Annotated in this window: 16 protein-coding genes; 6 read left to right on the top strand and 10 right to left on the bottom strand. The window is 72.1% G+C overall.

Annotated elements, in window-relative coordinates; translation table 11 throughout:
* Window positions 1–264: 264 nt before the first annotated feature.
* Entirely contained in the window at window positions 265–1,824 is a 1,560-nt protein-coding gene (locus tag ACWD4U_RS30700) for a beta-N-acetylhexosaminidase (RefSeq protein WP_363459954.1), read from the top strand.
* Between the two features lie 37 nt (window positions 1,825–1,861).
* On the opposite strand, the gene ACWD4U_RS30695 is transcribed toward ACWD4U_RS30700, so the two are convergent.
* Complete coding sequence (locus ACWD4U_RS30695; RefSeq protein ID WP_363459953.1) at window positions 1,862–2,320, bottom strand: MarR family winged helix-turn-helix transcriptional regulator; 459 nt, start codon at window positions 2,318–2,320, stop codon at window positions 1,862–1,864.
* 99 nt (window positions 2,321–2,419) lie between these two features.
* Between ACWD4U_RS30695 and ACWD4U_RS30690 the strand changes: the two genes are divergently transcribed.
* The gene (locus ACWD4U_RS30690) at window positions 2,420–3,271 is read left to right on the top strand and encodes an SDR family NAD(P)-dependent oxidoreductase (protein WP_363459952.1); all 852 of its coding nucleotides are present in this window, start codon (window positions 2,420–2,422) and stop codon (window positions 3,269–3,271) included.
* 84 nt (window positions 3,272–3,355) lie between these two features.
* Here ACWD4U_RS30690 and ACWD4U_RS30685 read toward each other — a convergent pair whose 3' ends face one another.
* The 7 genes from ACWD4U_RS30685 to ACWD4U_RS30655 all read right to left on the bottom strand — a co-directional run bounded on the left by ACWD4U_RS30685 (window position 3,356) and on the right by ACWD4U_RS30655 (window position 12,731).
* The gene (locus ACWD4U_RS30685; RefSeq protein ID WP_363459951.1) at window positions 3,356–4,618 is read right to left on the bottom strand and encodes a glucarate dehydratase family protein; all 1,263 of its coding nucleotides are present in this window, start codon (window positions 4,616–4,618) and stop codon (window positions 3,356–3,358) included.
* On the bottom strand, window positions 4,618–5,544 hold the full coding sequence (locus ACWD4U_RS30680; protein WP_363459950.1) for a 5-dehydro-4-deoxyglucarate dehydratase: 927 nt from the start codon (window positions 5,542–5,544) through the stop codon (window positions 4,618–4,620). Before ACWD4U_RS30680 ends, ACWD4U_RS30685 begins: the two co-directional genes overlap by 1 nt.
* A gap of 58 nt (window positions 5,545–5,602) precedes the next feature.
* A complete protein-coding gene (locus ACWD4U_RS30675; RefSeq protein ID WP_363459949.1) occupies window positions 5,603–6,475 on the bottom strand; it encodes a carbohydrate ABC transporter permease in 873 nt (290 codons plus the stop codon).
* On the bottom strand, window positions 6,472–7,371 hold the full coding sequence (locus ACWD4U_RS30670) for a carbohydrate ABC transporter permease (protein WP_363459948.1): 900 nt from the start codon (window positions 7,369–7,371) through the stop codon (window positions 6,472–6,474). Before ACWD4U_RS30670 ends, ACWD4U_RS30675 begins: the two co-directional genes overlap by 4 nt.
* The gene (locus tag ACWD4U_RS30665; RefSeq protein ID WP_363459947.1) at window positions 7,371–8,702 is read right to left on the bottom strand and encodes a sugar ABC transporter substrate-binding protein; all 1,332 of its coding nucleotides are present in this window, start codon (window positions 8,700–8,702) and stop codon (window positions 7,371–7,373) included. The genes ACWD4U_RS30670 and ACWD4U_RS30665 overlap by 1 nt, the downstream gene beginning before the upstream one ends.
* Before the next feature lie 116 nt (window positions 8,703–8,818).
* Window positions 8,819–10,348, bottom strand: a complete 1,530-nt coding sequence (locus ACWD4U_RS30660) for a cellulose binding domain-containing protein (RefSeq protein WP_363459946.1) — start codon at window positions 10,346–10,348, stop codon at window positions 8,819–8,821.
* A gap of 13 nt (window positions 10,349–10,361) precedes the next feature.
* Window positions 10,362–12,731 (bottom strand): cellulose binding domain-containing protein, encoded by a 2,370-nt coding sequence (locus ACWD4U_RS30655; protein WP_363459945.1) that lies wholly within the window; start codon window positions 12,729–12,731, stop codon window positions 10,362–10,364.
* A gap of 184 nt (window positions 12,732–12,915) precedes the next feature.
* On the opposite strand from ACWD4U_RS30655, the gene ACWD4U_RS30650 reads away from it, so the two are divergent.
* Entirely contained in the window at window positions 12,916–13,710 is a 795-nt protein-coding gene (locus ACWD4U_RS30650; protein ID WP_363459944.1) for a GntR family transcriptional regulator, read from the top strand.
* A 42-nt stretch (window positions 13,711–13,752) separates the two neighbouring features.
* Here the strand turns inward: ACWD4U_RS30650 and ACWD4U_RS30645 are convergent, their stop codons facing one another.
* Window positions 13,753–15,237: a ricin-type beta-trefoil lectin domain protein gene (locus ACWD4U_RS30645; RefSeq protein WP_363459943.1), complete on the bottom strand. Its 1,485-nt coding sequence runs from the start codon at window positions 15,235–15,237 to the stop codon at window positions 13,753–13,755.
* Window positions 15,238–15,390: 153 nt separating this feature from the next.
* Here ACWD4U_RS30645 and ACWD4U_RS30640 point away from each other — a divergent pair, with 153 nt between their 5' ends.
* Window positions 15,391–18,129 carry a ricin-type beta-trefoil lectin domain protein gene (locus ACWD4U_RS30640; RefSeq protein ID WP_363459942.1) on the top strand — a complete coding sequence of 913 codons (2,739 nt, stop codon included), beginning with the start codon at window positions 15,391–15,393 and terminating at the stop codon, window positions 18,127–18,129.
* Window positions 18,130–18,217: 88 nt separating this feature from the next.
* Here the strand turns inward: ACWD4U_RS30640 and ACWD4U_RS30635 are convergent, their stop codons facing one another.
* On the bottom strand, window positions 18,218–19,093 hold the full coding sequence (locus tag ACWD4U_RS30635; RefSeq protein ID WP_363459941.1) for a cysteine/serine endopeptidase inhibitor: 876 nt from the start codon (window positions 19,091–19,093) through the stop codon (window positions 18,218–18,220).
* 362 nt (window positions 19,094–19,455) lie between these two features.
* Between ACWD4U_RS30635 and ACWD4U_RS30630 the strand changes: the two genes are divergently transcribed.
* Window positions 19,456–20,352, top strand: coding sequence for a chitosanase (locus ACWD4U_RS30630; protein ID WP_449787353.1), 897 nt, complete (start codon window positions 19,456–19,458; stop codon window positions 20,350–20,352).
* A gap of 47 nt (window positions 20,353–20,399) precedes the next feature.
* Complete coding sequence (locus tag ACWD4U_RS30625; protein WP_363459939.1) at window positions 20,400–20,927, top strand: GNAT family N-acetyltransferase; 528 nt, start codon at window positions 20,400–20,402, stop codon at window positions 20,925–20,927.
* Window positions 20,928–21,064: the final 137 nt, after the last annotated feature.

The raw sequence follows: 21,064 nt of genomic DNA, 5'->3' as shown, positions 1-21,064 counted from the left end.
CCCACACATCTGACTCATATTGATCGCCGTGGCCTGGAACAGACCGATTCTTCGCGTGAACCCAGCAGACACCGAACAACTCCAGACATGGGGGGGCGGACGGGTAGTGTCGATAAAGTTAAGGACCATTACTTGACTCGTCAAGGGGTGCACCGATCAACTTGCCGGTCGCCCGCCCTCTTGACGGCGCCACCCTACGGTCCTACTCTCCCCGCGCACGCCCGGTAAGTAAGGTTCCCTTACCATCGGAGGAGAGACGATCCCATGCGACTGCGACGACTACTGCTCGCGCTGCTGACGGTGGTGGGCCTGGCTGCCACCGGTGTCAGCGCCGGCGCCGGACCGGCCGCTGCGGCGGCCTTCCCGAACACGGTGGTCCCGGCTCCGGTCAGTGCGACCACCGACGGCAGTACCTTCACGCTCGGCTCGGCGGCCACGATCGGTTCGGACGACGCGGGGGTGGCCGGCTACCTGGCCACCACGCTGCGCGCCTCGACGGGCTTCGCGCTCCCGGTGTCGGCCGGCGCGGGCGGCAGCATCGCGCTGCAGTTGAGCGGCGCGCCGGCCCAGGTCGGACCGGAGGGCTACCAGCTCACCGCGGGCCCGACCGGCGTGGTGATCCGCGCCGACCAGCCGGCCGGACTGTTCCACGGGGTGCAGACCCTGCTGCAACTGCTGCCCGCGAAGGTGATGAGCACCACCGTGCAGTCCGGCCCGTGGACGGTGCCCGGCGGGACGATGCTGGACTATCCGCGGTTCACCGACCGCGGGGCGATGCTGGACGTGTCCCGCCACTTCTTCACGGTGGCTCAGGTGGAGCGCTACATCGACCAGTTGGCGCTGTACAAGGTCAACTACTTGCACCTGCACCTCTCCGACGACCAGGGCTGGCGGATCGCGATCGACAGCTGGCCCAACCTGGCGGCGTACGGTGGCTCCACCCAGGTGGGCGGCGGCCCGGGCGGGTACTACAGCAAGGCGGACTACTCGGCGATCGTCGCCTACGCCGCCGCCCGGTTCCTGACCGTCGTGCCCGAGATCGACATGCCGGGGCACACCAACGCGGCCCTCGCCTCGTACGCCCAGCTGAACTGCAACGGGACGGCGCCCGCCCTGTACACCGGCACCAACGTCGGCTTCTCCTCGCTGTGCGTGCCGCTGGAGCTGACGTACACCTTCGTCGACCAGGTGGTCGGCGAGCTGGCGGCGCTCACCCCGGGGCCGTACCTCCACATCGGCGGTGACGAGGCGAGTTCGACCTCGACCTCGGACTACGTGTCGTTCATCAACCGCGTGCAGCAGGTGGTCGCCGCGCACGGGAAGACGGTGGTCGGCTGGCACAACATCGCGGCGGCCTCGCTGCTGCCCTCGACGGTCGCGCAGTTCTGGGGCACGACCACCACGGACGCGCCGACCGCGGCGGCGGCCGGGCGGGGCACCAAGGTGGTGATGTCGCCGGCGAACAAGGCGTACCTGGACATGAAGTACACCCGCAAGACGCCGATCGGGCAGAAGTGGGCGGGGCTGATCGAGGTCAACACCGCGTACGACTGGAACCCGGGGGCCTACCTGAGCGGGGTCGGCGAGTCCTCGGTGGCGGGGGTCGAGGCGCCGCTGTGGACGGAGACGGTGAAGACCTCCGCCGACATCGAGTACCTGGCCTTCCCGCGCCTGCCCGCCCTGGCGGAACTGGGCTGGTCGCCGTGGTCCACGCACAGCGTGAGCGCCTTCGACCAGCGGCTCGGCGCGCAGGGCCCGCGCTGGAAGACCATGGGCGTCAACTACTACCACTCCCCGCAGATCACCTGGCCGACCGGCTCCTGACGGGACGTCACCTGAACGGCACCAGGACGGTGCGGCGCTACGGCTCGCGGCGCTTGAGCTTGGCCCAGACGGTCTCCAGGGCCTGGATGTCGGCGTCGTCGAGCCGGTCGTCGAAGGCTTCGGCGAGGGCGGCGCGGCGGGTGGCGTCGGCTTCGGCGAAGGCGTGGCGGCCGGCGTCGGTGAGGGCTATCCGGACGGAGCGGGCGTCGGTCGGCGAGGGGTGGCGTTCGACCAGGCCGCGGGCCTGCAGGGCGTCCGCGACGCGGGAGACCTGGCTGCGGCTGAGCAGGGTCTTGTCGCCGAGGTCGGTGGCGGCGACCGGGCCGTCCTGGCCGTGCAGCCAGAGCATCACCTCGAACCAGGACAGCGGCAGGTCGTGGGTGCGGCGCAGCGCCCGGTCGGCGGCCGCGGTCAGGGTGGCCCCGGCCCACACGAGGCCGTAGAAGGCGTGGTCACGGGCGGAGAGTTCGCCGAGTGTGAGGTCGGAGCGCGTCATGTGCCCACCGTACCAACTTGCGTGTGCGCGCACACGGTCATAAAGTGCGTGTGCACGCACGCAGCTGGCGCGCGGCAGTCCCGACGCCTGGAGACCCCCATGAGCGACACCCGCACCGTCCTGATCACCGGCACCTCCTCGGGCATCGGCCTGGCCGCCTCGCTGGCCGCCGCCGAGGCCGGCTTCCTGGTGGTCGCCACCATGCGCGACACCGCGAAGGCCGACCGGCTGCGCGAGGCGGCCGAGGCCGCGGGCGTGGCCGAGCGGATCGAGGTGCGGGCGCTGGACGTCACCGACCCGGCCTCGGTGGCGGACTGCATCGAGCAGGTGGTGGCCGCGCACGGGCGGCTGGACGCGGTGGTCAACAACGCGGGCGCCGGCGTGGTCGGGACCGTGGAGCAGAGCGGGACCGACCAGTTCCGCCGGGCGATGGAGGTGAACTTCTTCGGCGTGGTGGAGGTCACCCGCGCCGCGATGCCGCACCTGCGGGCCTCGGGCGGCCGACTGGTCACCGTCACCAGTGTCGGCGGCGTGGTCGGTCAGCCGTTCAACGAGGCGTACTGCGCGGCGAAGTTCGCCGCCGAGGGCTTCCTGGAGTCGCTGGCCCCGGTCGCGGCGAGCACCGGGGTCAGCGTGACGGTGGTCGAACCGGGCGCGGTGGCCAGCGAGTTCGTGGCCAGCCAGCAGCTGGACATCCCCGCGCTGCTGGCGGCGGCCGGACCGTACGCCCCGGCCATGAAGGCGTACATCGAGCGCACCCTGGCCTCGTTCGGCAACGCGCAGAGCCCGGCGGACGCGGTCGCCCCGATCGTCGAGGCGCTGACCGCCGAGCGGCCGCCGTTCCGCCTGCAGACCTCGGAGTGGGCCCGCGGCTTCGTCGGCACCAAGCTGGCCGACGCGGACGGCTCGGCCGTGCAGAACCTGACGGCGGGCTGGGTGGGCCTGGCCTGACGCTCCGTCAGCACGGACGCCCCGGCGCGCCACCCACCAACCTCCCGCCCCTCCCTTCGCCTTCCCCTGCCTCTCCTTCCCTTCTCACCACCGCGGTCGGCGCTTCCTGAAGTCCGGTTCGTAGCGGCGGCGGTAGGCGGTGTCGTCGCGTTCCCGGATGCCGCAGCGGCGGTAGTTCTCGTGCAGCCGGGCGAGCGCGTCGCGGTCGAGTTCGACGCCGAGGCCGGGGGTGTCGGGGACGCGGACGGCGCCGTCGGTGATCGGCAGCGGCGCGGTGACCACGTCGGTGCCGAGCTGCCAGGGGGTGTGGGTGTCGGCGGCGTGGGTGAGTTCGGGCAACGCGCCGCCGAGGTGGGTCATCGCGGCGAGGCTGATCCCGAGGTGGCTGTTGGAGTGCATGGAGACGGCGACACCGAAGGTGCGGCAGATCCCGGCGAGTTCGACCGAGCGGCGCAGCCCGCCCCAGTAGTGGTGGTCGGCGAGGACGACGCCGACGGCGCGGCGGCCGAAGCCCTCGGGGATGTCGTCGGGGGCGATCACGCACATGTTGGTGGCGAGCGGCATGGGGGCCTTGCGGGCGACCTCGGCCATGCCGGGGATGCCGGGGGTGGGGTCCTCCAGGTATTCCAGCAGTCCGGCGGTCTCGGCGGCGACGGCGAGTGAGGTCTCCACCGTCCAGGCCGCGTTGGGGTCGAGCCGCAGCGGGTGGTCGGGGAAGGCGGCGCGCAGCGCGCGGACGGCGTCGATCTCCTGCTCGGGCGCCAGGACGCCGCCCTTGAGCTTGATCGAGCGGAAGCCGTAGCGCTCGACGAGCGCGCGGGCCTGGGCGACGATGCCGTCGGGGTCGAGCGCCTCGCCGTACGGGTCGGGGTCGCCGGGCGCCTCGGGGTGGGCCGCCCACTTGTAGAACAGGTAGGCGGAGTACGGGACTTCGTCGCGGACCCGGCCGCCGAGCAGGTCGACCACGGGCCGGCCGACGGCTCGGCCCTGCAGGTCGAGGCAGGCGGTCTCGAACGGGCTGAGGACGCGCAGGGTGGTCTTCTGCGTGCTGGACGGACCGGTGAGGCCGTGCCGGTCGGGGGTGTCGGCGTCGCCGAGGGCGGTGGCGACGCGGCGCAGCAGGCCGTTGGTGTCGAACGCGTCGAGGCCGGGCAGCGCGGCGGCGGCGCGGCGCAGCAGGGCGAGGTGGGGGGCGTCGCCGTAGCTCTCGCCGAGGCCGACCAGGCCGTCCTCGCCGTGCAGTTCGACGATCGCGCGCAGGGCCCAGGGTTCGTGGGCACCGGCCGAGTTGAGCAGTGGCGGGTCGGGGAAGGCGATCGGGGTGACGACGGCTTCGCGGATCCGCATCACGCCTCCCGGGCCGCGAGGACGGCGAGCGCGGTACGGCCGCGTGCGACGAGGGCTTCGAGCTGCCGCTCGTGGTCGGGGGTGGCGTCGACCAGCGGCGGGCGGACCGGTCCCATCGCGAGGCCGCTCAACCGGGCCCCGGCCTTGACCAACGCGACGGCGTAGCCGGGGACTTGGTCGCGCAGGGCGGCGAACGGCAGGTAGAACTCGGCGAGCAGCAGGCGGACGGCGTGGTGGTCGTCGGCGTGCAGGGCGCGGTGGAAGGCGGTGGCGAGGTCGGGGGCGAAGCAGTGCACGGCGGAGGAGTAGCTGGGGACGCCGATGGCGCGGTAGGCCTGGGCGGAGAGTTCGGCGGTGGGCAGGCCGTTGAGGAAGCCGAACTCCTCGGCGCGCGGGTGGCCGGAGCTGCGGACGGCGGTGACCAGGCGCAGCATGGCGTCGACGTCGCCGCGGCCGTCCTTGACGCCGGCCACCGTGGGCAGGTCGAGGAGGTCGAGGACGGCGGCCTCGTCGAGGACGGCGTTGGCGCGCTGGTAGACCGTCAGCGGGAGCGGGGTGGCGGCGGCGACGTAGCGGACGTGGCCGACCAGGCCGCGGGGGGTGGAGGCGGTGAGGTAGGGCGGCAGCAGGAGCAGGCCGTCGGCGCCGCAGTCGGCGGCGGCGCGGGCGAACTCGCGGGCGATCTGCGGGCCGCCGCCGCAGCCCGCGATGACGGGCAGTCGGCCGTCGGCGGCCTTGACGGCGGCGGCGACCACCTGGCGGTACTCGTCGGGGGCGAGCGCGGTGAACTCGCCGGTGCCGCAGGCGACGTAGAGGGCGGCGGGGCCGGCGGCGATCTGCCGCTCCAGGTGTTCGGCGAAGACGTCGAGGTCGAGCCGGTCATCGGCGGTGAACGGGGTGAGCGGGAAGGACAGCAGGCCGGGCATGGTGGTGGGGTCTCCTTGCGGGACGGCGGAGTGGGGCCTTCGACGGTGCCGGGGGCGGTCAGCCCTTGACGGCGCCGGAGGTGAGTCCGCGCATGAACTGGCGTTGCATGGCGAGGAAGGCCAGCACGCTGGGCAGCAGGGCGAGTAGCGCGGAGGCGAGCAGGACGCCGGTGCCGACCTGTTCGTCGGAGCGCAGGGTGCGCAGGGCGAGCGGGAGGGTGAACTGCCGGGAGTCGGTGGCGACCAGCAGCGGCAGCAGGTACTGGTCCCAGATCATGGTGAAGCCGAAGATGCCGATGACGCCGAGGGTGGGTCTGCTCAGTGGCAGGATCACCGACCAGAGGATCCGCAGTTCCCCGGCGCCGTCGATCCGGGCGGCCTCCTCGAGTTCGACCGGGATGTCCTTCATGAACTCGGCGGTGATCAGGATGGAGAACGCCCAGGCGCCGACCGGCACGATCATGCCCCAGAGGCTGCCGGTGAGGTGGAGGTCGGAGAGCACCAGGGAGAGCGGGATGGCCAGCACCTCGTCGGGCAGCATCATGGTGCTGAGGACGAGCAGGAAGACCAGCCGCAGTCCGGGGAATCGGCGGCGGGAGAGCGCGTAGCCGGCGGAGAGCGAGACGGCGATCTGCAGCAGCAGCCCTCCGCCGACCACCAGGAAGGAGTTGCCGAGGTAGGCGAGCACGTGCCGGTCGGCGGCGGCCCGGAAGTTGGCCAGGGTGGGGTGGTCGGGCAGCAGGCTGAGCGCGGTCGGGTCGTTGACCTTGCTGAACGAGCCGGCCAGCACGGCGAGCAGCGGTCCGGCGAAGACCAGGACCAGCAGGGCGTACAGGACGGTCCTGGCGAGGACGGCGAGCGGTCCGCGGGCGTGTTCCAGGCCGAGCGCGGTGTCCAGCCGGGGCCCGCGCCGTGCGGGTCGGCGGGTCATGGGGCGGCCTTTCCGGTGCGGTCGCGCCGCAGCCGCAGCGCGAGGGTGAGCAGGACGGAGGCGGCGAGCAGGACCATGGATCCGGCCGAGGCGACGCCGAGTTCGCCGCGTTCCAGGCCGAGCTTGTAGACCAGGGTCATCAGGACCTCGGTGGAGCCGCTGGGGCCGCCGTTGGTGAGCAGGTAGATCTCGGTGAAGACCCGCAGCCCGCGCAGCGCGGCGAGGGTGAGCAGGATGGTGAAGGCGGGGCGCAGCGCGGGCAGGGTGACGTGCCCGAGGCGGCGGAGCACGCCGGCGCCGTCGACGGCGGCGGCCTCGTACAGGGTGCGGTCGATGCCGGCCAGCGCCGCGACGAAGATCATCATGTCGTAGGGGGCGCCGCGCCAGATTCCGACGCCCATCACCGACCACAGGGCGCTGTCGGGGCTGTTGAGGAACTGCGAGGGTCCGACGCCGACGTAGCCGAGCAGCGTGTTCACCGCGCCGTCGGCGGCCGGGTAGTAGAGGATCCGCCAGACCTCGGCGACCACGGCCATCGCGGTGACGGTGGGCAGGAAGACCGCGGTGCGGACGATCCACAGGTGCCGGGCGGTGCCTTCGAGCAGCAGGGCGAGGGCCAGTCCTAGCAGGATCGAGCCGCCGGTCTGGCCCACGGCGAGCAGCAGGGTGCGGCCGATGGCGCCGAGGAAGGCGTCGTCGGTGAGCACCTGGTGGTAGTTGTCGCCGCCGACCCAGCGGTCGCCGAGGTAAGGGCGCACCTGGTGGACGCTCATGGTGACGGCCCGCCACATCGGCAGGAACTTGAACGCTCCGAAGAGCACCAGCGCCGGGGCGAGAAACAGCCAGGGGCTGAGGCTGCGGCGCAGTGCCGCCGCCCCGGTGCCGCGGGCGGCCATCAGGACCCCGCCCCCTGCTTCTTGAGCTCCTCGGCGAAGGTTCCGGCCAGCTTGCCCAGCACGGCCTTCGGGTCGGAGCCGCAGTCGGCGACCAGGCCGTTCAGCGCGTCGGCGGAGGCCTGCCGGAACGGCGTCCACTCGGGCACCACCGGGGTGTAGCGCCCGGCCTGCCGGAACGCCTGGTCGAAGACCTGCCAGCGCTGGTCGGTGCGCACCTTGGCCAGGTCGACCTGCTTGTTGACGGGCAGTCGGACCACGTTGCCGTCGGTGTCGCCGGCCATGCCGAGGGTCTGGCCCTCGGCGCTGATCAGGTACTCGGCGTACTTCTGCTGGCCCTTGGGGTTGTGCGAGCCGGCCATCAGGTAGGTGTTCTCGCCCTCGGCGAGCACGGCGGCCTGGCCGCCGGGCCCGGCGGGCAGCGGGACGACCTCGTACTTGTCCTTGCCGAGGCTCTTGTCGAAGCGGGCCATGTTGTACGGGCCGGTGAGGTAGATGCCGCCCTTGCCGGTCTCGAACATCGGGTGGGCCTGGGTGGTCTCGGCGGTGACCGCGCCGGGGACGACGCTCTTGTCGGTGCAGAACTGCTTCTTCAGCCACTGGGCGGTGGCGAGCGCGGCGGGGCTGTCGACGGCGGGCTTGAGCTTGCCGGGGGTGCCGGTGAAGTAGTCGGCGCCGCCGGACCACAGGAAGCTGGAGTAGTACCAGTCCAGGTAGCCGCGCTTGGTGGTGCCGGGGACGACGTACCCGTAGGTGTCGTTCTTGCCGTTGCCGTCGGGGTCGCCGGTGGTGAACGCGGTGGCCAGCGCGTCGAGTTGGTCCCAGCTGGTGGGCTGCGGCAGGCCGAGCCGCTCGCGCCAGTCCTTGCGGATGAAGAGCGCGAAGCTCTGCGCGGAGAACGGCACGCCGTAGTACGCGCCGTCGGGGCCCTTGGCGGCGTCCCAGGTGGCGGGGATCAGCTGGTCCCCGCCCTGCAGGGACTTCCTGTCGACGCTGCGCAGCAGGCCCTGCTTGAGCATGGTGCCGAGCTGGGCGGTGTCGTTGACGATCAGGTCAGGCAGCTTCTTCTGCGCGGCGGCCTGCTGGAGCTTGGTCTCGAAGTCGTCGAAGAGCGCGGTGACGTGGGTGGGTATGCCGGTCTGCGCGGTGAACCGCTCGGCCAGCTGCTGGTGGGTCTTCTCGGTGTTGGAGCCGGGGGGCTTGCGCACCCAGATCTCCAACTGGGCCTTGTCGTCGGCGCTCTGGTCGCCCGAGCCGGAGCAGCCGGCGAGTCCGGTGAGGGCGGTGGCGCAGGCCAGGAGGACGGCGAAGGTGCGAGCGGTGCGGGTGGGCATCAGACCTGCCTGTCTACGTATGTGGACGGATTCTCTGTATGTGACCAATTTGTAGGGAAAGTTAGCTTTCCGTACTAGGCCTGCCGGACGGGCTGCCGGAGCAGCCCGTCCGGGGGTCAGGGCGTCACCGGGACGTTGGTCAGTCCCGACACCGCGTGCGCCACCGTGTTGGAGGCGTACACGACGTTCGGGTCCGCCGTGCAGGACGACGGGGAGGTGATCTTGATGGCGTAGGCGCCGACGCCGCCCAGGTCGGAGCGGTTGCCCCGCCAGACGTTGCCGCAGCCGTTCGGGAAGGACGGGGTGGTCCCGGGGTTGTGGGTCTCGTAGCCGTTGGCGAAGGTGCCCGGCGCCGAGAAGGTTCCGGTGTTGTCCTCGATCAGGTAGTCGATGCCCTTGACGTCGATCCAGGAGTCGGCGGAGTTCTGCCCGCTGACGCCGCGTCCGTCGAAGGTGTTGCCGCGGATCGTCCCGCCGAAGGTGCCCTCCTTGACGTCGATCGCCTCGGCGGCGACGTACGGCCCGATCCGGTTGTTCTCCACCAGCACCCGGTCGGAGCGGTCCACTCCCCCGGTGTTGCCGTGGCAGGCCCAGTTGGAGTTCGCCGAGCCCAGGTACAGGCCCTCGCCGTAGCCGGGCTGGACCAGGCCGGTGTACTCGATGACCGAGTTGCGGATCACCCCGTCCGCGGAGGAGCGCCGGAAGTGCACGCCCTCCTCGTCGGTGTGGTGCACGTACAGCCCGTCGATCACCACGTGCGGCGAGTCGTCCAGCACCACGCCCTTCTTGGATTCCTTCACGGTGAACCCGGTCAGGTTCCAGTAGGGCGCGCCGGACAGCCACAGGCCGTAGCCGGAGTCCCAACCCGCGGTCGGCGTCGGGCAGTCGGGCGCGTTGCCGAGCGGCCCGTCGTTGACCAGCACGGCGGTCCGCGGCCCGGTCAGCGTGATCGGTGCCTTCGCGGTGCCGGCCCGCTGGGTGAGGAACGCGCCGTGGTACTCGCCCGCCGCCAGCCGGATGGTCTGCCCCGGCACGGCCGCCGCCAGCGCGGCGGAGAGCTGCCCGGCGGTCGAGACGTCCACCACCGGACCGGTCGAACCTGACGGACTCGGGCTCGGACTCGGACTGGCGGTCGGGCTGGGGCTGGCGGTCGGGCTGGGCGAGGCGCTGGCCGACGGGCTCGGCGTGGGCGACGGGGACGGTGTCGGCGAGGGGCTCCTGGTCTGGCTCTGACTGGGCGTCGGGCTCGGGCCCCCCGCGCACGGGGCGCCGTTGAGCGTGCAGTTGAGCGGCACGCCGAGCCCGGCCGCGTTGAAGCCGAAGCCGGTCGAGCCGCCCGCGGCGACCGTCCCGTTGTAGCTCGCGTTGACGAAGGTGTAGTGCTGTCCGCTCTGCGTCCGGGTCGACGACCAGCTGCTGGAGACCGTCGTCCCCGCCGGCAGGTCGAACTCCAGCTTCCAGCCGTTCGCCGCGGCGTCGCCGCCGTTGGCGATGGTGAACTGCGCCCCGTAGCCGCTGCTCCACACCGAGGTCCGGGCGAACGAGGCGGTCAGCCGCGCGGCCGCCGCGTGCGCGGGCAGCGCCACCAGGCCGGCGGTGACGGCGAGCGAGGCCGCGACGAGGGCCCCGAGTACTGATCTGCGCATGGCTCTCCTCCGTTCAGCGGGCGCTGAGGTTGACGGGCAGTCCGGTGCCGGCGGCGTTGAACCCGAAGCTCTGCTCCTGGCCGGGCGCGATCGTCCCGTTGTAGGACGCGTTGACGAAGCTGTAGTGCTGCCCGTTCTGCGTCCGGGTCGACGACCAGCTGTTGGAGACCGTCGTCCCGCCCGGCAGGTCGAACCCGACGGTCCAGGCCGTGGTGGGGCTCGCGCAGCCGTTCCTGACGTAGACCGTCATGCCGTAACCGCTGCTCCAGGACGAGGTCTTGACGGTCCGTGCGGTGAGGCAGCCGGTGCTGGGGCTGGGCGACGGGCTGGACGACGGGCTGGAGGACGGGCTCGGCGAGGACGACGGTGAGCTGCTCGGCGACGGCGACGCGCTCGGCGACACGCTCGGGGACGCACTGGGCGACGGCGATGCGCTCGGCGACGGCGAGGTGGTGGCGCCGTTCAGCGTCTTCAGGAACAGCGAGGGCCCGGCGTCGGTGCGGGTGGCGTCCACGCCGTGGCCGCCGGTGTAGTCGAGCTGTTCGCGGCTCGCCCAGTCCGGGATCGCGGTGCCGCCGACGTCGAGGTGGTGCCAGGCGGTGCCGTTCCAGCCGAACTGGTAGATCCGCTGGTGGTCCGGATAGAAGGGGGTGTACGCGGCGCCGGCCGTGACCTGCTTGGTCATGGTGTTGGCGAAGAAGACGTTCTGCGGGCCGCTGGAGCCGGACCACTTGACGGCCTTCTTGCCGGCCGCCCACCAGATCGGGAACCAGGTCGAGTCGTCCGGCGCGCCGCCGCCCTCCTCGCCGCAGTTGGAGCGGCAGTTGGCGGAGCGGTGCTCGAACGGGACGGCGGAGGTGTTGTTCTCGATCAGGTTGTGGCGCTCCCAGCCGCCGTGCAGGTTGACGTCGGAGTCGAAGTCGTTGCCGATCGCGACGTTGCCCGAGGACGACCACTGGAAGGTGAAGTGCCGCAGGTTGCGGGAGGTGTTCCCGGCGTAGAGGGAGTCCCAGACCCGGGAGCCGCGGAAGTAGCCGTTGCCGCCCTTGCCCTTGTTCCAGGAGCCGTCCAGCTGGTTGTTCACGATCTGGAGGTGGTAGGCCTCCTCGGTGACGATCGGGTGCGAGCCGGTCATCTCGGTGCGGATGCCGCGCACCCAGGAGTCGGCGGCCCACTTGAAGACGATGCCGTGCATCTCCTGGGTGGGCGCCATGTTGCCGTAGTTGTGCACGGCGTCGGCCGGGTTGAGGCCGGGCATGTCCTGGGTGAGGGCGAAGTCCTCGAAACCGACGCCGACCACCGGGTCGACCAACGGGGAGGCCTTGGAGGCGTAGACGGTGCCGTCGATCGGCGCGGAGCCGTCCGAGGTGGAGTCGACCGGGACGTCGTACTCCAGCGGCTTGTCGAGCGTGACGGTGCGGTTGGCGGAGTCCACCGCGGTGACGGTGAAGATCTGCTGCCGCATGTGGATGTTCTGCAGCGTGCCGTCGGTCGGCTGGATGTCCTGCTGGGCGTAGAACTTCAGGGAGTTGGCGGCGCGGATGTTGACCAGGCCGCCGACCCTGAGGTTGGTGAGCGCGCCGGAGCTCGCCAGCGGGACGACCGTGTCGCCGGTGCGGGCCGCGAAGCCGGGGTCGCCGGTCTTCTCGCGCAGCTTGAGGCCGGCCTTCCAGTGCACGTTGACCGTGCCCTCGAAGAGGTCCTTGCGGTTGGCCGGGGCGGCCGCGTACTCGGCGGCGTAGCTGGGGTCGACCGCTCGGGACTGGACCCGGAACAGGCCGCGGCCGGGCCAGATCCAGCCGCCCTTGGCGGAGCCGGAGGTCATGCCGTCCTCGTCCCAGTCCGAGCCGTCCGGGGTGAGGGTGTCGTAGACGGTGTCGGCGTCGGGCCGGAAGACGATCCGGGTGCCGCCGGTGCCGCTGCCCGCGCCGCGGATGATCAGGTAGTCGGCGTCGACGCCGAGTTGGCGGGAGACGTTCAGGACGCCGGCCGGCAGGGTGATCAGCGAGAGCCTGTCGTAGGACGCGCCGGGCGAGCAGCTGGTGCGGATGTGGTCGATGGCGGCCTGCAGTCCGGCCGAGTCGTCCGCGTTGTCGTCGGGCCGCACCTGGTAGGTGCTCGCCAGGTCGGCGGCGGTGATCCGGCACCCGGCGGCCGGGTTGGTCTGGGCGGGTCCGGGCAGGTCGGCGCCACCGCGGTAGCCGGCCTTGGACCAGTCGTACAGGCCGGCCACCGGGGCGCGCCGGTTGGCCGCCGACAGGTCGAGCCCGGTGAGCGCGGTCGAGGCGCTCGCCGTCACGACGCTCCGGTCCGCGGCCGACGTGGGGGAGCCGGCCGCGACGGCGCCCGCGGCACCGAGCAGCAGGGCCGAGGCGACCGCCACGGCAATCGAACGGGATGTCAACGTTCCTCCAAAGAGGGGGAGTTGGAGGGGTGGTGGGTGCGGGTGACGGCGCCCATCGTGCTGACTGGTCGGCATCGAGGTCAATGACTTGTTCGCAAATACATCTGGCGAACACATATGTGAACCGCACTCTCGGATGGTTACCAGTGGTAAGATCCGGCCCGTGACCTCCCCGAAGCGCGCCCGCGTCCGCGACCATCTGCTCGAGCTGGTCGACTCCCTCGATCAGGGCGACGCGCTGCCTTCCGAGCGGCGACTCTGCGCGGAACTGGACGTCTCCCGGCCCACGCTGCGCGCCGCGGTCGACGAGCTGGTCCGGGACGGTCTGCTGACCCGCCGTCAGGGGCAGGGCGTCTTCGTGGCCCGGCCGAAGATCGCCCAGCCGCTGCTGCCGGACGCCGACGCACCGGGCGTCACCCCGGTGGAGGGCACGTGGGCGAGCCGCACCGTGGACTTCACCCGGATCGCCGCCGGCACCCGGATCGGCCGCCGCCTGCGGCTGGCGCCGACCTCGACGGTGCTGCGGATCACCCGGCTGCGGCTGGTCGACGGCGAGCCGATGTGCGTGGAGGTGCTGCACGTCCCCGAGTCGGTCGCACCCGGGCTGACCGCCCGCGACCTGGAGCTGAACTCCTTCTACGCCCTGCTGGAGCAGCGGTACGCGGTGGGCGTCGCGGAGGCGGTGCAGACCATCGAGCCGACCGTCACCGACGAGGCGGAGGCCGAACTGCTGGACGTGCCCGCCTACTTCCCCGCGCTGCTGTTCGAGCGGGTGACCGAGGACGAACGCGGCACGGTGGTGGAGTACACCCGCTCGGTCTACCGCGGCGACCGCTACAAGATCGTCTCCCAACTGTCGCTGGCCCGGGACCGCGGCCGGGGCCGGGTCCTGGCCGGCCGCCTGGCGACCGCCGGGCCCGGCCCCGACGCGCGCTCCGCGGACCCCTTCCTCGGCTGAGCGGGGACGGGGTCCGCGCAGCGGCTCCTGCCCGACGCCCCGTCAGACCCGGGTCCAGCGCTGGTTGTCCTGGCCGGTGCACGGCCACAGCTCCAGCTTGGTGCCGTTGGGGGCCACCACGTTGCCGCCGGTCACGTCCAGGCACAGGCCGGACTGCACGCCGACGATCGAGCCGTCCGGTTGGAAGGTCCACTGCTGGTTGGTGGCGCCGCTGCAGGTGTAGAGGATGACCGGCGTCCCGGCGGTGGTCTTCCGTCCGGAGGCGTCGACGCACTTGCCGAGCACCTTCAGGGTGCCGTCGGTCTGCGGGCGGAACACCTGGCCGGCGGTGGCGTCGCAGTCGCGGACCTCCACCCTGGTGGAGTTCGCCGAGCTCGGGGCGTTGGCGCAGCGGCCGCTCGCCCGCGAGACCAGGCCGCCGGTGGTGCCGTTCACCGCCGCCGGGGAGAACCAGGCGTTGCCGCCGCCGAGCACCCAGACCGAGACGTCGTTCACGCCGAGGCCGCGCACCAGCTTGAGCTTCTGGTCCAGGGCGACCTGGTCCACGTAGTCGTAGAAGGTGCCGCCGGAGCTCCAGCGGATCTCGCCGGAGTCCGGGTCGCGGCGCTGGGCGATGACCGCCGGGTCCTCGGAGTAGCCGGGGGCCTTCTTCATGTCGGCGACGGTGAGGTTGCCGGTGATGTCCTGGCACTGGTTGGTCGCCGCGTACGCCTCGGACGGCAGGCCGGCCACGAAGCGCGAGCGCTGGGCGGCCGGGATCTGCGCCAGTGCGCCCTTGATCAGGTCGGTCATCCAGTCGTAGGGGGCGAACGGCAGGCAGGTGGCGCCCTTCGGGGACTGGTACTCCAGGTCGTAGACCATCATCACGACCTGGTCCGAGCCGACCGCCAGCGCGCGGCCGTAGTCGAACGCGGTGGTGGTGTCCGGCGGGCCCTCGACCTGCAGCTTCAAGCCGCGGGCGTGCAGCGCGGTGCCGAGGTCCTGGAGGAAGGAGAAGAAGTTGTCGGCGTCCTGGGCGGTCCAGTCCCAGTAGTTCTCGAAGTCGATGTCGACGCCGGTGAAGCCGATCTGCCGGGTGAAGTCGGCCACCTTGGTGATCGCGGCGGCCTTCCGCGCGGCGTTGCCGGTCAGCAGCCGCTCGGACGGCAGGTCGGCCAGCGAGACGGTCATGTACTGCTGGGCGGAGTGCGCCTTGACGTCGGCCGCGTTGGCGGCGCTGTAGCCGTTGCAGGCGTAGCGCGGGTCGGTGGCCGGCAGCAGGACGGCGGTGCCGGTGGTGTCGATGCCGTAGTACTCGGGCTTGAGGACGCCGGTCTGCACCCGGCCGTCGGCGTACTCGGCCGGGGCGGAGCAGGCCACCGAGCCGGTGGCCTTCGGGTACAGCCACTCCTGGACGTTCAGCGGGGTGGCGGAGGCGGTCTCGGCCGCCTGGGCGTGGCCGGGCGACCCGAAGGAGAGGGTGCCGGCCAGTGTGAGGGCCCCGGCGGCGGCGAGGCAGCCGAGGTAACGGAGGGTTCTGGAGGTCATGTCGGCGATCCTTACCAATAGCAGACCAGTGGTCAATACCTCTGGTCAAGCTTGCCTGGAGTCTTGACAGTTCATAGTAAGGAAGTTTTCCTAACTCCAGTCCACTCGAGTCAACTCGGATCACACCCGCGGCAGTTAAGGACGACGGCTGGCATGAGACGACGTATCGGGCGCGGCGCGCTCCCCCTCCTCGCCGTGGCGGCGCTCCTCCTCGGCTCCACCGCCTCGGCGGCCCCGGCCGCAGTCGAGGCAGCCGGGCCGTGGGTCACCTTCAGCGGCGGGCACCTGTCCTACGGCAGCGACGGCCAGGGCAACCGGGTGCCCGACTACTCGTACGCCGGGTACGCGGGTGGTGGGGTGGCGCTGCCGCAGGTGGCGACCGGGGTGACCGCGCCCGCGCCGAGCGGCGGCGACGACACCGCGGCGCTGCAGGCCGCGATCAACCAGGCCGCGGCCCTGCCGCTGGATGCCCAGGGCTTCCGCGGCGCCGTCCAACTCCGCGCCGGGCAGTACAGGTTGGCTGGCACCCTGAGCATCACCGCGAGCGGCGTGGTCCTGCGCGGCGCCTCCGCGGACTCCACCGCCACCTCGCTGGTCGCCACCGGTGCCACCGCCCGCACCTTGGTCACCGTCGGCGGCAGCGCCTCGTACACCGTGCAGGGTGCCCAGCAGCAGGTCACCGACGCGTACGTCCCGGTCGGGGCGCGGCAGTTGACGCTCGGCAGCACCACGGGCCTGGCGGTCGGCGACCAGGTCGTGGTGGAGCGGCCGACCACCCAGGCGTGGATCGACGCGCTCGGCATGACGGGCCTGTGGAGCCCCAACTGGAGCCTGCGCTCCGAGCGGCGGATCACGGCGGTCTCCGGCAACAAGGTCACTCTGGACGTGCCGCTGACCACGGCGCTGGAGAAGCAGTACACCCAGGCGCTGGTCTACGAGTACACCTACCCGCGGATCAACCACGTCGGCATCGAGAACCTCAGCTCCGACGGCCAGGCGATGACCGCCGACCCCAACTACGCCAGCAGCTTCTACAACTCGTCCTTCTCCGAGTTCAACGCGGTGGAGGACGGCTGGGTTCAGAACGTCTTCACCCACCACTTCGGCCAGGACGGCGTCACCGGCCTCGGCCCGGAGAGCCGCCGGATCTCGGTGCTGCACACGGGCGCCCTGGACATGGTGGTCAACGACGCGACCTCGGCCCGCTCGGACGGCTACACCCTCCAGGGCCAGCAGAACCTGGTCAAGGACTGCACGTTGACCGCCACCAAGGTGCACGCCTTCGAGACCGAGGCCCGTCAGTCCGGCCCGAACGTCTTCTCCGACTGCACCGCCACCGTGCTGCCCGGCGGCGTCACCTACGACTCCGGCGGCCACCAGCGCTGGGGCGGCGGCACCCTCTACGACAACGTGTCGCTGGAGGGCTCGCTGAACATGACCGACTACGGCAGCCAGGGCACCGGCCACGGCTGGGCGGACGCCAACTCGACCGCCTGGAACTGCACCACCCAGAGCTACCTGGTCAAGTCCCCGCCCACCGCGCACAACTGGGCGATCGGCTGCACCGGCACCGTCACCTCCGGCAGCGACGGCGAGCTCCAGAGCGCGGGCGCCAACGTGCTGCCGCGCAGCCTGTACGACCAGCAGCTCGCCGACCGCCTGGGCACCGGCGTCCCGGCGGACGACTTCTCACTGTCCGCCAGCCCCACCACGGGCAGCGTGCAGCAGGGCGGCACCGCGACCGCCGCGCTCACCACCGCCGTCACCTCCGGCAACCCGCAGCAGCTCACCCTCACCACCAGCGGCGCCCCCGCCGACGTCACCCTCACCCTCAACCCCGCCACCGTCACAACCGGCAACGGATCCACCCTCACCGCCACCACCGCCCCCACCACCGCACCCGGCAGCTACCCCATCACCGTCACCGCCACCGGCCCCACCGGCACCCACACCTCCGTCTACACCCTCACCGTCACCACCACCGGCGGCGGCACCTGCACCGCCACCCAACTCCTCACCAACCCCGGCTTCGAGAACACCACCCCCACCTGGACCCAGACCTCCACCCTCGGCTTCCAACCCATCACCACCGCCACCACCGCCGAACCCGCCCACACCGGCTCGAAGATCGCCTGGTTCAACGGCAACAGCACCCCCGACACCGACACCATCGCCCAGACCGCCACCCTCCCCGCCGGCTGCACCACCACCCTCACCTACTGGCTCCACGTCGACACCACCGAGAACACCACCACCGCCACCCCCGACACCCTCAAAGCCCAACTCCTCGACACCAACAGCACGGTCATCACCACCCTCGCCACCCACACCAACCTCGACAAGAACACCGGCTACACCAAGCACACCGCCGACCTCACCCCCTACGCCGGACGCACCGTCACCCTCAAATTCACCGGCACCGAAACCGACACCAACGGCGGCACCACCAACTTCACCCTCGACGACACCACCCTCGACGTCACCGGCACCGCTCCCCCGCCACCCGCCTCGACGACCTACGTCAGCGCCGCCTCCGGTCGCTGCCTCGGCGACGCCAACGCGAGCAGCCCGTCAGGTACTTCGCAGGTCATCTGGGACTGCGTCGGCAGCGCCGACCAGCAGTGGAGCTACAACGCGGCCACCAAGGAGCTGAAGAGCGGCGGCCGCTGCCTGGACGTGGTCGGCGCGGCCACCGCGGCCGGCACGAAGGTCGACGTCTACACCTGCAACGGCCACACCAACCAGCAGTGGACCCTGGGGGCCGACGGCAGCATCGTGGGCATCGCCTCGACCCTGTGCCTGGACGTGATCGGCAACAAGACCGTCAACGGCACCGGCGTCGAGATCTGGACCTGCAACGGCCACACCAACCAGCAGTGGACGGCCACCTGACCGGCTGACCGTCCGACCTCATGAGCCGGCCGCGCCCGGGTGACCTCCTCGCCCCCGGGCGCGGCCGCTGCGCGGCTCCCGCTCTCCGTCAGCAGGACCCGTCGTCGTGCCAGACCGCCCAGGACGCCGGGTCGTCGGGCGCCGCGCCGGTCGAGTAGTAGGTGGCGGTGTAGTTGTGGCCCGCGTAGGAGACCTTGGTCCCCGGCCCGTATGAAGTGGCCGCGCTCCAGGGCGTGTTGCACGCCCCGCCGCCCCCGCCGCCCGAGGCGCTGGTGGTGGCGGCGACCGCGGCGGAGAGGGTGCCGAGGGTGCCCGTACCGTCCACCGCGGCCACGTTGAAGCGGTACGCGGTGGCGGCGGACAGGCCGCTCGCGGTGTAGCCGGTGCCGGTGGCGGTGCCGATCCGGGTGCCGTCCCGGTAGACCGCGTAGGAGACGGCGCCGGAGACCGGGCTCCAGGCCAGCGAGGCGCTCGCGGCGGTCACCGCGGTGACGCTCAGCCCGGCCGGGGCGGGCAGCACCACCGGGCCGCCGCCACCGCCGGATCCGACGAACTGCCAGGTGATGCCCGAGACCACCCCGAGGTCGAGGTCGGCCAGCCTGGCGAAGGCGGTCCTGCTCAGGTCGATGTGGTCCGCCGCGCAGCTCGGGCACTTGTCCCGCACCGGGACGGTGATGGTGGCGCCCCGGTACGTCACCTGCACGGAGACGCCCTTGCAGAGCGGGTCGTCGTTCGGGTTGGCGGTGGTCCACCAGGCGGCGGGCACCGCGACCAGGTCCTGGGTGGCGGCGTCGATCCGGGTGCCGCAGGCCCCGTACCCGGCGTCGTCGTACCAGGTCATGCTGCCGGTGCGGCTCTCCCCGATCGGGACGGCGGCCGCGCTCTGGGCCCCGAGCGCGGCCAGCGCCAGGGCGGCGGTCGTGGTGGCCGTCCACCGGGCGAGCGGCGGGCGCTTGCTGGACATGGGCAACTCCTCGTCGTCGGCGGGAGAAGCAGCATCCCGGCCTTGACGACAGGCCGTCAAGAGCTTTAGTTAAGAAACCTTCCCATTGTGGCCGGTCCCACTGAACCGGCCCTTCACGCGCCGCGTTCTATCGACCGCGTCCCCGGCTGCCCAGCCGGCGGCGAGCCCGAGTCGAGCGACAGGAGCGCCCCACCATGCAGAGCCCACCGACCCGCCGCCGACCGCGTCCCACGCAGGTGGCGATCGCCGTCGCCGTGGCCGCCGCCGTCGGCTCCGGCCTCGCCGTGGTCGGCACCCGCCAGGCGCCCGCCCAGCGGCCCTCCTCCGCCGCCACGCCCGCCCGGTCGCTCACCTCACCCGGGGTGCCTCCCGCGGCCTCTGACACCCCCTCACCGACCCCCTCCCCCACCGTCACCGTCACCGACCCCTCCGTCACCGCCACCGTCACCACCGCCTCGCCGCTCGCCGCCCCGGCCGGCACCACCGCTCCGCGGCCCGCTGCCACGACGCCCACCGCGCACACACCGACCCCGGCACCCGTGTTCCACCCCGACCTGAGCGACCCGCGCTGGAAGGAGTACGCGCAGGAACTCGTCTCCAGCGCCGAGAACTCCACCCTCGACTGGCGATCCCAGTACCGGTACATCGAGGACATCGGCGACGGCCGCGGCTACACCGCCGGCATCATCGGCTTCTGCTCCGGCACGGGCGACCTCGCGCACGTCCTGCGGCTCTACCGCGACGCGGCCCCCGACAACGCCCTCGTCAAGTACCTCCCCGCCCTCGCGAAGGTCGAGGGCACCGCCTCCCACCAGGGCCTCGACCCGGACTTCGTCGCCGACTGGCGGCGCGCCGCGCAGGACCCGAAGCTCCAGCACGCGCAGGACGCCGAACGCGACCGGTTCTACTTCGACCCCGCGGTAGGCCAGGCCAAGGCCGACGGCCTGCACGCCCTCGGCCAGTTCGCCTACTACGACGCCATGGTCATGCACGGGCCCGGCACCGACCCCGACAGCTTCGGCGGCATCCGCACCGCCGCCCTCCGCAAGGCCAAGCCCCCGTCCCAGGGCGGCGACGAGAGCGCCTACATCGCGGCGTTCCTGGACGCCCGCAAGGCTGCGATGCTCCGCGACCCCGCCCGCCACGACACCTCGCGCATCGACACCGCGCAGCGCGTCTTCCTCCAGGCCGGCAACCTCGACCTGCTCCCGCCGCTGCGCTGGCACGTCTACGGCGACGCGTACACCATCCCGGCCTGATCTCCCGGCCCGCTCGCGGCGGTTCGGGTACCGGCTAGCCTGTTCGGATGTCAGCTCAGGAGATCCGCACCCCGATCAGGACCGAGCGCCTCGTGCTCCGCGCGCCGGAGGCGCGGGACCGGCCCGCGGTCATCGAGCTGTTCGCCTCGCCGGAGGTCGGCACCTACGTCGGCGGGGCCCGCCCGCGCGACGAGCTGGAGCGAGCGGTGCCGGAGGTGCCCAGGTCGCGTCCGGGACTGTTCGTGGTCGAGCTCGACGGGGCGATGATCGGGCTGGTCACCCTCGACCGGCGCGACCCGGAACGCCCGGGCCACGTCCGCCCCGAGGGCAACGAGACCGAACTCGGCTACCTGTTCCTGCCCCACGCGTGGGGGCACGGCTACGCCGCCGAGGCCTGCGCGGCGGCCCTCGCCTGGGTCGCCGCCGCGCGTCCCGACGAGCCGGTGGTGCTCTCCAGCCAGCTCGCGAACGGCCCGTCGCTGCGCCTCGCCGCGAAGCTCGGCTTCACCGAGGTGGAGCGCTTCGAGGAGTACGACGCCGAGCAGTGGTTCGGCACCTGGTCCCCCGTCAGCTGAACCCGCACGGTCCCGCACAACGCGACCGGCCGGACAACGCGGCGGGCCCGGAGCCGACAGCTCCGGGCCCGCCGCGTTCGACTGACCACTTCCAGGTGATCTTGTCGTACGTCGCGGCGACGTGCGAGCCGTCGCGG

It is taken from the genome of Kitasatospora sp. NPDC002522 (genome assembly GCF_053595195.1).
Note: the sequence above shows the minus strand (reverse complement) of the source record. Positions and strands in the feature narration are given on the sequence as shown.